Here is a 16,326-nt window from a genome sequence, read left to right as displayed (position 1 = left end):
GGAATGTGAATAACTTCTCACGGAGTGAGACGAGATTTCAATGGACTCTGAATCAGCAACGGACAAGCCGAAACATATCAGCCGAGCGCCCTCGCTGTGGCATAGTTTTCGGTTTGCCGCCGAAGGCATGTGGTACGCGGTGCGGACGCAACGCAACCTGCGGATTCACTTCGGAGCCGCCGCCATCGTGATGGTGTTGGCCCGCTGGCTCCAAGTCTCTCGGATTGTGTGGGCCATCTTGGTGTTACTCATCGGTTTGGTGTTGGCTGCCGAACTAATTAACACCGTTGTGGAAGCGGTTGTCGATCTGGTCTCACCCGACTATCACCCGCTGGCCAAAATCGCGAAAGATGTTGCCGCCGCTGCGGTGCTCACGGTATCGATAACGGCTGTCGTCGTTGGGTTGTTCCTCTTGGGGCCACCGTTATGGGAAGCTCTTTTTCCGGTGGTGCAGTCTTGAAACTAAGTCTGCTTTACGGGCGTGATTCTTCCGCTTCACGTTCTTTGTACTCGGCTTTGTTCTCTTGCCACCAATCGAGTGCGGTTTGTACGCCGTCGATGTAGTATTGCTTTTTGAATCCGCTATTTTCTTCGCGGTACGCGGGGTCTTTGCGATCAGGCTCAAAGTTTTGCCCGACGTATTCACCAATGTGCATCGCCAAGAGATATCCCATGCCGATTTCTTGAGACTCCATTTTTTGGACGGTTTCAAAGGCAATTCGCAGTAATTCGGGGTCGAACGGTGGGGCTAGTTTTCGCTTGTCCGATCCTGGCCGGCTGTTCCGAATGATTGACGACCGTTGGTTCAACAACATGCTAATTGTGTAACCCTTCGTCAAAGATTGCTGCCAATCATCCGACGGCAATTTCTTGATGATTTCCTTAATGTCGTTGCAATACTTGTCGCCAAAACGTTCGAGGAGACACTCGGCCGCTTGTCGCCAGGGCGATCCGACATCTTCGACCTTATGCATAATTGCCGCCATTTTGTCTTCCACATCAGGATGCCAATAGGCCCTGAGTTCCTGGATCAAAGCGGAGTGTTCACGGGGCGACTTCGTGGATACAAAGCGATCGGCTAGCAATCGACTTGTCAGCTTGCGATCCTGCGGTGCGACTTTCTTCCAGATGCGATGGTAGGAATAGAACGCTCGCCATTTTGGTGGCGCAATGGCATCGCCTTTGGCACTTCCAGCACCGTTCCAAATCCCAAATTCATCAGGCATGCCCTGTGCAATCTTCGGCAACAATGCCGGAATGACATCCTTGGGTTTCAGACGAGGCAGCAGTTCCTCGATGCGTTCCATCTCGGCGACGGTAATATCAGGCGACGAGAGCTTTGCGATTAATTCGCGTGGCGTTGGTTTAGTGTTCTGTGACCCATCGGTTTCCGTGGGAACCAAGAAACTAGTAAGGAGCAAGTACCACATCATCGTCACACCACGCGCTGAGATTGTTGGGATTGTTGTCTGCCGATGACTATAGACTACAAACTCGCTGCAACTTGTCAGCGCGAACTTTCAGGTTCGCTGTAACAAAGTTGTTACACGGACGGTTCACTGACTGTCGGGCGTTCGTAGTTCCAGCGGTCGAGCACGGTTCGCCATTCACGGTCGATTCGCTCGACTGTGGCTGCATCGAAGGTGTACTCGTTCTTACGGTACGACTGCTGAGCGGCGACATACTCCTCCAGGTGTGGCCTCGCAGTTTCAAACCCGGTCAGGCCGAGTTCCGCATACAACCGAGCGACTTCACCGACCGGGTTTTGATCGACGTCCTCAAAGCGAACTTCCGCGAATTGCCCCGCTGGAATACGATCGATGTCGTTGTATAGTCGCTCATGAAGTCGCGTGTAGACACCGAAGTTTTGATCCTCGATGTCGCTGAGTTCGACATGGTGCAGGGCAAATGCCCCGAGAAATTTCCGCCACAAGTTGTTGTTCGACTGCTGCACCACATACGGATTGCGATAAATGTGGATGAACTTCGCATCCGGGAACATTTCCAAGAGCGTCGGAATACGAGCGGCATGCGGCGGACTTTTGAGGCATAGCGGTTTCGGTCCACAGTCAGCGATCACCCGCTTCAGAAACCAGCCGTAAGTCTGTTTCCAGCGGTCGCGTTGTTTCTCGGTGATGTCCTCGAACAATACCCAATTACGGAAGATTTCTCCGAGTTTCCGCGGAAAGTAGTACGCATGCAGGAACGACATTTCGCTGATCCGCGACATCGCGAATTCTTCTTCCTGGGCTTCCTCCAAACCGAAGCGGACGGCATCCATCGGGCGTTCCGAAGGCATTCGTTTCGCCAGACTACGGTACACCAACCTACGAGCCCCAAGGAAACTTTGAGCCGCCACACAATGAAACGCCTTCACGTACGCGAACTGCGGATCACATGTGAAGAGGTTGTGCAGATGCGTGGTGCCGCTCCGCCAGTGACCGATGATGAACACCGGCGACTTCGGCAATTCCGTCCGTCTGACCTTGCGGAACGATCGCAGCGTGTCCCACCGACGAAACGGAATCCCGACGGTGCACGTCGCCGCAAGTTTGGCTGCCAGCGCACGGTGTTCCGGGTCGACGCCGTACTGTCGCACCAGTCGAGCGAACGTGCGACAACCAATCAAGGACAACGGATGTGGCGTAGAGCGGTCAAACGTCGACATGATCCTTCATCCGCTTCGCTGCGACACCATCGATTGTGATGGCTCGCCGGATTCCCTGTTGTCATCGTGAGTGAGTCGCCGTACGCCATACGGTTTCCGCACGTCGTATTTGACGCCACGCCAGACAATTCGTCGCGTGATGACGGCTTGGAAAATCAACTCCGGCGTTAACCACGACGCTGCGAGCATCACCGCTCGACGACGGAAGCCGAACGATTTCGGAAGCATCATCCGATGAGCGATCAAGCCGCGAACTCGCTTTTCGATAAGCAATAACAATGCCTGTGCCAAGCCCAGGTAGATTGCGAGGACTCCGACAAGCTGCCCGACGATTGCCCAATCGGCTTGTACCATTCGCAGAATGGCCGCGATGGTCAGCCCCCATAAGCCGATGGTGGTCCCGAGATAAATCACGCTGGCCGGCCAGAACGCATCGGGTCGATAAAGTCGAACCCAAAGCATTTGCCGACTGGTGAATGTGCGGTAAGTTGCCAGCGAACAGCTCGATGGTTCGACCATCACCAACCGGGTCACACATTGCAACCTGCGACCGGTTTTCTTCAGATGGGCACTCAGTGGCAGGTCTTCGCAACCGGCGTTGGTCCAGCGTTCGCGAAGGTTGGGTTCATCGAGGATCGCCCGCCGCACCGCCAAGGAACCACCCCAGGGCAAGTTGCGAACGGTGCTGCTCACGATGGAAGCTGCACACCACACATAACGCCAAATGGTGCCTAATTTCTGATCGGGTATCGTGTACCATCGACAACCGTAGGTGCAGTCGGCTTGATGATTCGCGAGCGGGGCAACTAATTCACTTAGCCATGTTTCATGCGGAACGACATCGGAGTCGATGAACGCGACGATCTCGCATTCCGCCGGGAGTGATTCCGTTGCTTGCAAAACCGCACTGTTCTTCAGCCCGCAAGTTGTTAGTCGCGTGACGAGCGGCTGAATTTCGAAGTTGGCTGCGTCTTGCAATTCTTGACGCAACAACGGTTCAACCGTGCCGTCCGCGTCGTCCAAAACGATCAACACGGAGGCATTCGGATAGTTTTGATTCTTCAACCCACGGATCGTCTCCCGCAGTCGGTCATCGAAGCCGCGAATCGGCAGCAATACGGTTACCGGCGGGAGCGTTGTGTTCTCCGATTGCAGGGCCGGGGTTGGTTGGGGACGGGAACGGAACCAAAACAGCACCGTGGCGGCCAACTGCTGCACGGCCGAAACCGCCAGCAGAATGACCAGTCCCCATTCCCAAGACGTCATGATTGATTCCCTCGGCGTGTCACTCCAGCAAGTTCAGCCTCTGAATCCGTGGTGGCGAGAGCCGCTTCCAATTGCGATGCCAATTCAGACACTCGTGGCGGGAACATGATGGAGAAGTGCTCGGCGTCCAATTCCGCGTGCACACAATCTTGGTTCGTCCAACGGTTCCAACTGCGTTCAGCCGCACCGAGTCCGTTGGTGGCACTCCACAAGTGTAGCGGCACAGACAGTTTCGACTCAGGCTCACCAGGGTCGTCACTCATCATTGTTAAGTGCACGCCGATTCGTCGCAAGTATTCCGCCACCAGTTCCTCGGGCACGCCGGGGCTGAGGTGTCCGCCATCCAAGAGCCAATTCAGAACCGCATCGGAACTGACGTGAGCCGCCACTTCCGCGGTTTCGCGTTCGAGTCTGTCGGCATCGATCTCGACCAGGAAGCCGGTCTCTTGCCGAATCAACTCGTACGTTTCCACAAGGAACTTCTGAAGTTGACGTTCTTTGTTTTCGGACGAATCGAGATCGGCCGGGTTGGACTCCACGATTCCGAGGAACTCGACGGTTTGTCCCAACTCTTCCAACCGAAGTGCCGTGCGAGCAGCGAGTAATCCACCCATCGAGAACCCGAACAATCGCACCGGACCATCGCCGTGTGCTTGCATGATCGCATCTGCGTATGTCCGAGCGAGCGATTCTGTGGACTCGCCGTCCGTCACTTCGGTCGCTTGCAAGCCGAAGACACAGTAGTCGTTGTTCAACAACGGCAGCAAGTCGTCGTAGATTCGTAACTCGCCACCCGCCGGATGGAAGACGAACAACGGCGAGGCATTGCCGGTTCCTTTTTGCAGTGTGACCAGCGGCGATTCCTGAGTCGGCGTGGACGTGGCTTCGTCCTCGACCATCTCCTCCGATGTGCCGAGCAGCGATTGCAACAAGGTGCTGGCAAGACGTTCGATTGTCATGTCTTTGGACAAGGCACTCATCGGAACAGCAACGCCGAGGTCGGATTCGATGATGCTCGCGAGTTCCACGCCCATCAAAGAGTCGAGACCCATTTCCGAAATTGGCCGATCGAGTGCCAACTTGCCAGGCGACATGCCGAGCACTCGCCCGACACGACCCCGCACGAAGTCTCGCATCTTCGCCGGACGTTCTTTGCCTTCGGCCGCGATAATTGCTTCCCGAACACCCTGAGATGCATCGCCCTCACCGCCTTCGCTTTGATTGGCGAGCAGATTCGTCAGCAGCCCCGGTGTTTGTTTCAGGTTGCGGAACCGACCGGCCAGCGTTTGCCAATCGGCACGCACGGAAACGAACGAGGAATTCGCTGCCGGAATCGTGACATCGAGCGTCTTGCGAATGTCGTCAACCGACATTGCGGTGAACCCAAGTTTCGCGAGCGAATCGCCCAGGTCTTCCCGTTCCGCGACGTATCCGACTTCGCCCAACACACCCCAACCGATGGCAGTCGCGGGCAAACCGAGACGACGACGATGATCCGCAAGACCTTCGAGAGAGAAGTTCGCCGCAGCGTAGTTCCCCTGACCGAAGTTCCCGACCGCCGCACTGACGGAACTGAACAACACGAACATGTCGAGTGGCATGTCCTTCGTCAGACGATGGAGCACCCAAGCCGCATGCGACTTCGGTCGTGTGACCGTCTTGAAGCGATCGAGATTCAGATCGTTGATGACGGCGTCGTCGATAACCATCGCCAAGTGGAACACACCACCGAGCGGCGGCATGTTCGCTTGCGATTCTTTCAGGACTTCCGCCATGCGGGTTTCGTCCGTGATGTCGCAAGACTCGGCTTTCACAGTGATGCCACGCGATTCGAGATCGGCAACAAACGCCTTCGCGGCATCCGTTTTCGGACCGCTACGACTGACGAGCAACAAGTGTTTCGCCCCGTGATCGGCCAACCACTTCGCGACTTCTTGACCGGCTCCACCGAAAGCTCCGGTGACGAGGTAAGTGGCATCCGAGCGAACCGTTGGTTTGGTTTCGGTACGACGAATCTGACCCCAGTGCTGCGTGAGATCGAGCACGACTTTCCCGATGTGCACGCCTTGGCCCATCAGTCGGAACGCCTCCTGCACACGAGCGACCGGCAACACGCGGGTCGGAAGTGGCGAGAGGTGCCCGTTCGCACTTTCCTCGAACAAACCGCTGAGGAGTGCCATACCGGACGCCGGATCGCTGCCCATCATCGCGGACAAGTCAACGGCGTGATAGGCCACGTTCCGACGGAACGGCCACAGCCCGACACGGGTGTTCTCGAAGAAGTCCCGCTTGCCAAGTTCGAGGAATCGCCCGTACGGTGCGAGGCACGACAAACTTCGCACCATCGCCTTCCCGGCGAGCGAGTTCAACACGGCGTCCACACCGCGACCATCGGTAGCGGCGAGGGTTTCGTCGTAGAAGTCGAGCGAACGCGAATTCATAATCCGCTTCACGCCGTACTTCGGCAACAGTTTCCGTTTGGGATCGGTCCCGGCGGTGGCGTAAATGTCCAGACCGAGACGCCGAGCAATGTGCATCGCCGCCATCCCGACACCACCAGCCGCCGAGTGAATCAACACCGATTCACCTTTTTGCATGCGACCCACGTTTCGCAACGCGTGATCGACAGTGATGTAAGCCACCGGCATCGAAACCGCCGCCGACAGACTGAGGTGATCCGGCACCTTCGTGACACGGGTGCCCGCCACCGTCAGCACGGAGCGGAAACTTCCGGCGGTGCAGGCGATGATGCGGTCGCCGGGTTTGACGTGTTTCACGTTCGCACCGACACTCCGCACGACGCCGCTGCATTCGTCACCCGGTTCGATCTGTGCCAAGTCGTCGGCCGGGAATCGTCCGAGTGCCCGCAGAATATCGCGGAAGTTCAACGCCACAAAGTGCACGTCCATTTGGATTTCATCCGGACCGGGCGGTGCGGGATGCGTTTCCAACAGTTCCAAGCTGCCCAGGTCACCGGGACGAGCCACATGGAGTTTGAACGGCACATTGTTCGCGGCTTCCGCAGCGATCGGTTCGGTGCGGGGATCGATTTGTTCCAATCGGGGCACCAACCGGTGTGCTCCACGCCAGGCGACTTCCGATTGCGGATCATCCGCACAGAGTTCCGCCCACAACGTGTTTTCATCACCTTTCATCGGATCGAGATCGATCTGGCGAATGGCAATGTGTCGATATTCGGAAGCGGCCGACCGACCCAAACCGACCAAGCCGGCTTGCAACGGACCAACTTCTTCGGTGCCGACTGCGACATCGCGTGCACCACGAGTGACGAGCAACAACCGTCGTGGCGACTGGCTTTCTTCGGCGGCGAAGACCTGCAGAAGGTGCATCAAGGAGTGAGTGGAACGATCGTCGATCGTTTCCAATCCCTGCATGGTCGTGTTGCCGGCGTCGGTGTCACTGGCGGCCAAATGAACGATGCTCCAATCACCCCCTCGGAAACCAATCGCCGACTTAAGTTGGACGAAGTCTTCTCGATTCGCCGGGTTGATTTGGAATTCATCGGAATCGAGCAAGTCGAATTCTTCACCATCTCGCACAGTCACACAACGACGACCGGCATGACGGAGTTGATCAACCAGCGTGTGTCCCGCGGCTCCGCCGTCACCAAAGATCAACCAGTTTGGTTCCTTCGGCGGTTTGTCGGTGAGGAACACTTTCGGCGGTTTTGTTTCCGACCGAACGGGTTGTCGGGCGACAATCACGGCTGCATGTTCGCCGGTTTTCTCGCAGGTAGCGGGTAACGATGGCGATTCCCAACCGGTTTCCGTCAGGACCTGACTCCACTCGCTGGTCGTCAACAGTGGGCTCTGATCGCGAGCCGGGTCTTGCTGATAGTTCCACCAACCATCGGTGAGACCGAAGACCAAATCGAAAGCCAACCGGGTTTGCGTCAGTTCTCGCAACACGAGCAACCCGCCATCGACGAGCAGATCGGAACAACGCCCGAGAGCGGCTTTCAAATCGGTCACGCCATGGATGGCATCCGCGGCGATCACGAGATCGAAACAACCGGTCGGCAAGTCTTGCTCGGCGGGGTCTTGTTCTAAGTCGAATTTGGCGTACCGCACGAAATCGGCGTTGCGGAACTGGTCTTCGGCTCGCGAGAGAAAATACGGCGAAAGATCCGTGAACCAATACTCGGTTTGATTCTCGGGGAGAGCCGGCAGCATGTAGGCTGTCGTTCCGCCGGTACCCGCACCAACTTCGAGAATGCGAAGCGGTCGTGATTCCGGCAACCGGTTTCGCAACTCGACAGCCAAACGTTGAATAAATGTGTTGCCGTAACGGGTCCAGTATTGATCGCGGTAGACCTGTTCGAGCAACCCGACCGATTCCTCCGAGAACAACAACTTCAACGGATCGACTTCGCCCGAAAACACTCCGGCGAGGTCTTCGCCGCAAACTTCGATCAACCGCAAATGCGGATAGAGTTCCGGAAGTTCTGCCAAGGCATCGAGCCACGCGGCGTTGACATCCGGCTCTGGCAAATCGCTTGCGACTTTCCAGGCGTCTGCAGACTTCTTGAACTCACCGGATTGCACCAGGCGATTCAAACACCGTTCGAACAGCGGTCGGTGTTTTTCCAGCAGTTTGCCCGAATCGACCAAAGCTTGCACTTCGACAGATGCGCCGGCTTTGAGTTCGATGCCCATTTCCCGAAGTGCGTTCAGGAAATACGGTTTGGCGACGCGGTCCTGAGCGGCGATGCTGTCACCGATGATCGTGGCGGGAACGTCATGCCAGGTTTTGTCCGCGATGCTTTCGGCGGACTCGACGAGTTCAGCAAGTGCCTTGGTTTCCGTCAGCGGTTCCGCAATGATCGGCGACCCGGGAAGTGACGCGTGATACCACCGAGTTTGATACAAACACGGGCCGATTTCGTTGCGTTCGCGTTCCCGTTGTGAGATCACGCCGCGACAACGGAAATCGAGAATGTCGATCGCGGGTTCACCGTCGGTCGTGTAAATCCGAACGTCCCCGGTGACTTGCATCGGCGAAGACGCCGTCAACGTCACTTGGCTATAAGCAGCGGTACCGGGCGACTGATAGAAGTGCACGCGGCCAATGCGTTCCGGCAGGAACATCCGATCGTCGGCTCGTTCATCCGGTGGAATCGCTTCGAGCAATACTTGGAAGCATGCGTCGAGCAAAGCCGGATGCACATGGTATAGGTTCGCTCGATCCAACAGCGATTCATGCAGTTCAATCCGCCCAAGTGCCGACTGACCGGTGCGGTGCAATTCCTTCACGCCTTGGAAGGTCGGTCCGTACTCCAAATCGATTTGACGGAACGTTTCGTAGAACGCCTCGGCAGAAGCCGGTTCGGCGTTGGCTTTCCATGCTTCGATGTCGAGCGGTGCCGGGTTGAGCTTCGGCATCGGACGGTACATGGCTTGGGTGTGCTTCATCCAGGCTTCGTCGGATTCGTTCATCCGACTGGCCATGAACAGTGTGCCCGCGTTCGGGTCGGCGGAAACTTGCGTGAGCGGAGCCGCCTCGTTCGGCAGGAACAACGCCCGTAGCATGTCGACATCGTCGATGGTGATCGACTCGGATTTCTCCGCCCGCAACGCTGCCGCGAGGAACATTTCCACGAAACCAGCGGCCGGGAAGATGACTTGCCCGCCGGCCTTGTGATCGGGTAACCACCGGTAGACCGAGACATCGAGCGAGTTATGCCATTCGCGTTCGGCGGCCGTGGCGGCTTGACCGAGCAGCGGATGATAATCCGGACGCAACCGCGATTGGCGGGAGTCGGCACTTTCGTGCCAGAAGCGTTCGTGCAACCACGGATGACGCGGCAAACTCACGACCTTTCCACCGGTCGGGAAGAACGCCGATGGATCGACTGTCAGTCCATGTGTTTGCAAACCGACGAATGTGCCTCGAATTGTTTTCTGGTCGTCTTCCTTGCGGACGAGCGATGGGAACACCGTCGGCATCGGGGCATCGGACTTGCGACACTGTTTGATCGACGCGCTCAATACGGGATGCGGGCCGATTTCGAGGAAGTTCGAATAGCCCATCTCTTGTAGGGTTTCGATCGCCGGTGCGAAGCGGACTGGTTGGCGGATGTTGTCCCACCAGTAGTCGGCGGAAAGTCCTTCGAGACCGACCTTTTCGCCGGTCACCGTGCAGACCATCTCGCAGGTGCGGGCGGAATTGACGATCTTGCCAATCGCCTTCATGAACGATTCTTCCGCGGGAGCTACCAAATGGCTGTGGAATGCATGTTTGACTCGCAGGGCTTTCCACCAAATTTCGCGAGAATCAAGTTCCTCGCCGACCGCTGCAAGTGCCTCCGCTTCACCGGCCAGTGTGACCATGTCCGGGCTGTTGATGGCCGCGACGCAGACTTTCGGTTCGAACTCGGCGATCAAACGACGAGCGTCAGCTTCGGTGAGAGCGGCAGCGAGCATCTGACCGGGCAGGGCGTGTTCTTGCAGCGAGATGCCCCGGTAACCGATGATCTTCACCGCGTCTTCCAGCGAGACCAAACCGGCCACGTGAGCGGCAGCGATTTCACCAACACTGTGCCCGACGACGGCGGCCGGTTTCACGCCCCAAGATTCCCACAATCGGGCCAAGCCCACGTGAATCGCGAACAACGCCGGTTGGGCAATCGACGTGAGATGAATACGGCTCGACTCGGAGTCTTTCGAAAGTTCCTCGATCAACGACCAATCGACGATTTCTCGCAAGAGCGTGTCGATTTCGTCCATCGCGGCTCGGAAGACGGGTTCGCGGCGATACAAGTCCATCCCCATTTGGGCGGCTTGCGGGCCTTGTCCACAGAAGACGAACACCAAACCCTGTTCGTCTTTCTTAGCTTCCGCCGTGTGCATGTTCGGGCGGGTTTCTTCTTCGAGAAACGCCGCTAATGTCTCGCGAGCTTCGTCGGCATTGTTCGCCACGAGCCCGAGACGGTGCGAATAATGCGAACGTCGCAGTTGTGCGGTGTAAGTGATATCCGCAAACGAATCGTGCGAATCCGCGAGGAACTTACTGAAGTCTTCAGCTCGTTGTCGCAGGGCATCTTCGGAACGTGCGGTGATCAACAACGGGAATGGAACATCGCTCGATTTCGTTTCCAAACCGTTTGAACTGGCGACAGCCGATCCATTGGTCTTGGTCGTGTGCCCGTTAGTACCGGTGATTTGTGCCGAATGCTCCGAGAACAACTGTGTTCGAGCATGATTCGGGTCGGCAAGAATGACGTGTGCGTTGGCACCACCGAACCCGAACGAGTTGATACCGACCACACCGGGTTGATCATCCGGCCAAGCTTCCATTTCCGTTGGAACGCGGAGTTTGAACTCCTCGAACGGGATGTACGGATTTGGCTCTTTGAAGTGCAAGTTTGCGGGGATTTGGCGTTTCTGGAGCACGAGGATCGCTTTGATAAGCGACGCGATCCCGGAAGCGGCTTCCATGTGCCCGATGTTCGTTTTCACCGAACCGATGATAAGCGGTTCTTCGGCGGTGCGACCTTCGGAAAACACGCGACCGAGAGCCGTTGTTTCGGCTGGGTCTCCGACGACGGTACCGGTACCGTGCGCTTCCACGTACCGCACACTGGCCGGGTCGACTTGCGAGTTTTGATAGACTTCCCGCAACAACGCTTCTTGCGCATCCGGGTTGGGCATGGAGATCCCGCCGGTGCGGCCGTCTTGATTGGCACCGGTTCCCAGCACGATCGCTTGGATCGGATCACGATCGCGGATGGCATCGGAATACCGCTTCACGACGAGTGCCCCGCCGCCTTCCGAACGCACGAACCCGTTGCCGGAGGCGTCGAAAGCTTTGCAGCGTCCATCGGGCGACAACATCGATGCAGCCGAGAAACTGATAAACGTTTCCGGGTTGATGATGATGTTCACACCGCCGACGATGATCATGTCGGATTCATGATCGAGCAGGCTCTTGCAGCCGCGATCGAATGCCATGAGTGCGGAGGAACAAGCGGTGTCAACGATGAAACTCGGACCACGGAGGTCCAAACAGTAGGAAATCCGGTTGGCGGCGATACTGAGTGAACACCCCTGGGCGGTGAACGCACTCAGTCCACGTTGCGACTGACGATCGCGTTGGATTTGGCCGTAGTCGCCGGTCGAGATTCCGACAAACACCCCGGTTCGGCTACCCGCCAACGATTCCGCCGGAATGCCGGCATGCTCGAGGGCTTCTGCGGTGGTTTCCAAGAGCAGGCGTTGTTGCGGATCGATGTACTGAGCTTCACGTGGGGAGATCCCGAACAATCCCGGCTCGAACTGGTCGATGTTGTCGAGAAATCCACCCCAACGGGATGCGCTTTTTCCGTTCATTCCCGGACCGGCACTGTAAGCAAGTTTGCTCCAGCGGTCTTCGGGGATTTCGGTGACGGCATCACGACGTTTTTCCAGAAGTTCCCAATAACTGGTTCCGTCGGTGATGCTTCCAGGTAAACGGCAGGCGTACCCAACAATCGCCAACGGCTCCGCAGGAGATGCGGAAGTCGAGTGCGGTGTAGACATAGAAAGTGATCTTGGTAAGAAGGAAACGTATTGACCCCAGCGCGTTTCCAAGTGACCCACTCGGAAGGACCATCAAGTATCACGATGGCTCGAACTTTCCGCAAGCAAGGATTCTGTGTTTCCGCAAACTTGCCTAAATTCACAAGCTGGAGGGGTGCCACCGTACAAATACATCGAAATTGATGGTTTGATTCATGAAAAATACGTATTTTTACCTATTTTGTTAGCCTAGTCGGCAATTCCGCGTACAATTTCTCTTGAGTTGAGCCCGATCGTGATTCATGCTTGACTGTTGGGGGGAGCCGAAAACCTCATGTCGTTCAAGTAATAACAAGGCATCGGAATGCGAGCTGAGTTGAAGGTCATCGAAGGTCCCTTGGCCGAGAAAACAATTAATCTGAAGGCTGGCAAATTCATTGTGGGTCGTGCCGCCGATTGCCAGCTCCGCCCGGATAGCGACCTTGTCAGCCGCTATCATTGCGTGCTCCGGGTGGACGAGTACACCGTTCGCGTGCGTGATATGGGAAGCCGGAACGGAACGCATGTCAACGGGCGTCTCATTCAAGCCGACACACGCCTGATGAACGGCGACAAGGTCAAAATCGGTAACATGGTCTTGCAGGTCTCGATCGCCGAGGCTGCGGATCCCCCGTCGAGTTTCGAGATCCCCAAGGCTTCTACGGAACCTTCCGATAGCGAAACGACCTACGGGATTCCGAAAATGCCGGAGGCGTGAGCTCTTCCGGCCAATCCGGCGAATGACGCAGAAAACCTCTTCCCGCGCTCGTCAGCGACACGCTTGCTGACTACACTTGGGTTCCGGCAGTGTGGAATCCCAATTCCGCTGCTGCGTATGATCTGTCGGAGTAAACTCCGTACAGCCCGCGCTGTCCATGATTCATCCTTTGGCCGTTGATACCGATATGTCTGTTGCTTCTATGTCTGTTGCTTCTGCCTCCGCTGCCAAAACGTTGCCGTTCGATGAAGCCTTCATCCGCAAGTTGACGGAAAAATATCCCACGCCGTTTTACATCTACGATGAACGTGCGATTCGCGAAAACGCCCGCCGATTGAATGCCGCGTTCGCGTGGTGTGACGGCTTTCAAGAGTATTTCGCCGTCAAAGCGACGCCGAACCCGCATATCCTCAAAATCATGAAGGAAGAGGGTTTCGGGGCGGACTGTTCCAGCCTGGCGGAACTGGTGATGTGCGAACGCGTGGGCATTACCGGCAACGACGTGATGTTCACTTCGAACAACACCAAAGCCGAGGAGTATGCCAAAGCGGTCGAGTTAGGTGCGATCATCAATCTCGATGACATCACGCACATTCCTTACCTCGCCGATTCCGTGAAAATGCCGGAACAGTTGTGTTTTCGGTACAATCCCGGTCCGCTGCGGGAAGGCAACACGATCATCGGCAAACCTGAGGAAGCGAAGTACGGGTTTACCAAGCAACAACTGTTCGACGGGTACCGCCAAGCCCGCGAACTTGGTGTGAAGCGGTTCGGCTTGCATACGATGGTCGCATCGAACGAACTCAACGCCGAGTACTTCGTCGAAACCGCACGGATGCTGTTCGAGTTGGCCGTCGAACTGAAGAAAGAGACCGACATCGGGTTAGAGTTCGCCAATCTCGGCGGCGGCATCGGCATTCCGTATCGTCCCGGACAAGAACCTGTCGACTTGGAGCATATCGGCGAGGGCGTGAAGAAACTCTATGATGAGATGATCCGCCCCGCTGGTCTCGATCCGCTGACCGTGCTGATGGAAAACGGACGTTGTATCACCGGGCCGTATGGGTATCTCATCACGTCCGCGATTCACGAGAAGCACATCTACAAGGATTACGTCGGCGTCGATGCCTGCATGTCAAACCTGATGCGACCGGGCATGTATGGCGCGTATCATCACATCACCGTGCTCGGCAAAGAAAACGCCGCTGCGGACACGACGTGTGATGTCGTCGGTTCACTCTGTGAGAACAACGATAAGTTCGCGATCGATCGACAACTGCCGAAAGTGGAGATCGGCGATTTGCTGGTGATTCACGATGCCGGTGCCCACGGTCACGCGATGGGCTTCCAATACAACGGCAAACTCCGCTCGGCGGAATTGCTTTGGAAACCCGACGGCAGCGTCCAACAAATCCGTCGTGCCGAAACTTTGGACGACTACTTCGCAACCTTGGATTTCTAAAAGTAGGGTGCGTGGTGTACCATTTTGCATCTGTAGCAGACGATCGTGCGAAGTATTCGATGTAGAAAGGAATTGGGTGGCATGCCCACAATTTCGGGTGGGCATGGTCCAGAAAGACTCGAAAGTCGAATCATGTCCACGCAAAGCCGTCGACATGTCACCCTTCCCGTTTTGCAGATACGAAATCGTACTGAACGCAGCATTAAAATTGAACCTGTGACGAAAGAAGGTGCGTCGCGACGCACCCTACGAAAACTATGATTAATATTGCTCCGATTCGACGTGCTCTCGTTCCGGTGGACAGTGCAGCGGCTGCCAAGTTGGTGGCTCCGAATTACGATGAATTCCAAGGCGACCGTGAGGTCTGGGAGTTCATCCAGGCGAAACCCGACTGCATTCTGGCCGTCACGATGGCACATTGCGACGTGCCTACCGAAGCCGAGATTGGCGAAGACGGTTCCGATGCGACGCTCGATAAAGCCCGCGAAACGCTGAAAAGTCGTATCGACAGCCCGCTGACCAAAGTCGTCGAGAACGTGCTGTGGGTTTATGAGATTGTCGATCCACGTCGGCCCGGTGTGCGGCAAATGGGACTTGGTGGAGCAGCAAAGACGGCTGACATTCGCACGGATGAATCACCGACGGGAACTGTCATCCGCAACGAAGGCATTCGCGAAGAGAAAGCCCGCGGACGGGCGAATCTAATTTCGAAAACGAAGTCCTACGTGGGTGTCGTCAACAACACTGTCGAAGACAAGAGCGGCAACTTGATTGCTGCTCTCGAACAGTATGCCGACAGTCGGGAGTGTGACTTCCAAGCCGATGACGAAGTCAACAACACGCACAAAGTTTGGTTGATCACCAACGAGCAAGAAATCACCAAGTTCGTTGACCTTTTGAAAGCCGAGCCATTCGCCTATGTCGCGGATGGTAACCATCGGAGTGCCGCCGCTGCGTTGCTGGGTCACGATGACTATCTGGCGATGTTCTTCACCACTGGCCGGATGGGATTGGCCCCGTACAACCGATTGGTCGCCGAACCGAAAGCCGCTGATCTGGATTGGTCGCAAACGTTGGCAGAGCACTTCGATGTGAAGCCGCGTCCCGATTCCGAGCCGTTTCAATCGAAAGAAACGCACCACATCGGTCTGTACAACGGCAAACAATGGCTCGAGTTGGTCCCGAAGTCGACGGCGTTCGATGCAAGCAACGCGGCAGAATCGATTGATTCCGATATCGTGCAACGTCACATCTTCGATGCCGTGTTGGGAATCGCGGATGCACGCGACAAGCGACTGACGTTCGTCGGCGGCAACAAAGATGCAGCGTGGCTCCAAGCCCGTGTGGATAGCGGCGACTTCCAATTCGCGATGACGTTGCCACCCGTCACGATGGATCAATTCGTCGCCGTCTGTCAGCAGAACCGGTTCATGCCACCGAAATCGACATGGTTCGAACCGAAAATCCGCAGCGGTTTGGTTGTCGCGTTGCTCGATTGAAATCTCAGTTCGGGTGCCACGGCTCTATGAGCCGTGTTTTCCTGGTTCATCGCTCAGCACGGCTCATAGAGCCGTGGCACACTGAGTTGTGACTCGCTCATGCAGATGAAATCGCACTGGCAGCGTGTTGTCAGTACCACCCATTTGCAGAAAGACAC

General features: G+C 56.4%; 8 protein-coding genes. 4 read left to right on the top strand and 4 right to left on the bottom strand.

Annotation, left to right across the window (positions count from 1 at the left end; genetic code table 11):
* Window positions 1–40 precede the first annotated feature (40 nt).
* Window positions 41–460 carry a diacylglycerol kinase family protein gene (locus AC5DDB_RS19400; protein WP_491741412.1) on the top strand — a complete coding sequence of 140 codons (420 nt, stop codon included), beginning with the start codon at window positions 41–43 and terminating at the stop codon, window positions 458–460.
* 13 nt (window positions 461–473) lie between these two features.
* Here the strand turns inward: AC5DDB_RS19400 and AC5DDB_RS19395 are convergent, their stop codons facing one another.
* From AC5DDB_RS19395 to AC5DDB_RS19380, 4 genes are all read right to left on the bottom strand, one after another.
* Window positions 474–1,433, bottom strand: a complete 960-nt coding sequence (locus AC5DDB_RS19395) for a hypothetical protein (RefSeq protein ID WP_491741411.1) — start codon at window positions 1,431–1,433, stop codon at window positions 474–476.
* 110 nt (window positions 1,434–1,543) lie between these two features.
* The gene (locus AC5DDB_RS19390) at window positions 1,544–2,668 is read right to left on the bottom strand and encodes a sulfotransferase family protein (RefSeq protein ID WP_491741410.1); all 1,125 of its coding nucleotides are present in this window, start codon (window positions 2,666–2,668) and stop codon (window positions 1,544–1,546) included.
* Between the two features lie 6 nt (window positions 2,669–2,674).
* Window positions 2,675–3,934 (bottom strand): glycosyltransferase family 2 protein, encoded by a 1,260-nt coding sequence (locus tag AC5DDB_RS19385; RefSeq protein WP_491741409.1) that lies wholly within the window; start codon window positions 3,932–3,934, stop codon window positions 2,675–2,677.
* Window positions 3,931–12,471, bottom strand: a complete 8,541-nt coding sequence (locus AC5DDB_RS19380) for an SDR family NAD(P)-dependent oxidoreductase (protein WP_491741408.1) — start codon at window positions 12,469–12,471, stop codon at window positions 3,931–3,933. Before AC5DDB_RS19380 ends, AC5DDB_RS19385 begins: the two co-directional genes overlap by 4 nt.
* A gap of 343 nt (window positions 12,472–12,814) precedes the next feature.
* Here AC5DDB_RS19380 and AC5DDB_RS19375 point away from each other — a divergent pair, with 343 nt between their 5' ends.
* From AC5DDB_RS19375 to AC5DDB_RS19365, 3 genes are all read left to right on the top strand, one after another.
* The gene (locus tag AC5DDB_RS19375; RefSeq protein ID WP_491741407.1) at window positions 12,815–13,207 is read left to right on the top strand and encodes an FHA domain-containing protein; all 393 of its coding nucleotides are present in this window, start codon (window positions 12,815–12,817) and stop codon (window positions 13,205–13,207) included.
* A 202-nt stretch (window positions 13,208–13,409) separates the two neighbouring features.
* Window positions 13,410–14,669 carry a diaminopimelate decarboxylase gene (gene lysA / locus AC5DDB_RS19370; protein WP_491741406.1) on the top strand — a complete coding sequence of 420 codons (1,260 nt, stop codon included), beginning with the start codon at window positions 13,410–13,412 and terminating at the stop codon, window positions 14,667–14,669.
* A 257-nt stretch (window positions 14,670–14,926) separates the two neighbouring features.
* Window positions 14,927–16,168: a DUF1015 family protein gene (locus AC5DDB_RS19365; RefSeq protein WP_491741405.1), complete on the top strand. Its 1,242-nt coding sequence runs from the start codon at window positions 14,927–14,929 to the stop codon at window positions 16,166–16,168.
* Window positions 16,169–16,326: the final 158 nt, after the last annotated feature.

It is taken from the genome of Thalassoroseus sp. (assembly GCF_984380535.1).
This window is presented reverse-complemented; position numbering and strand designations above follow the sequence as displayed.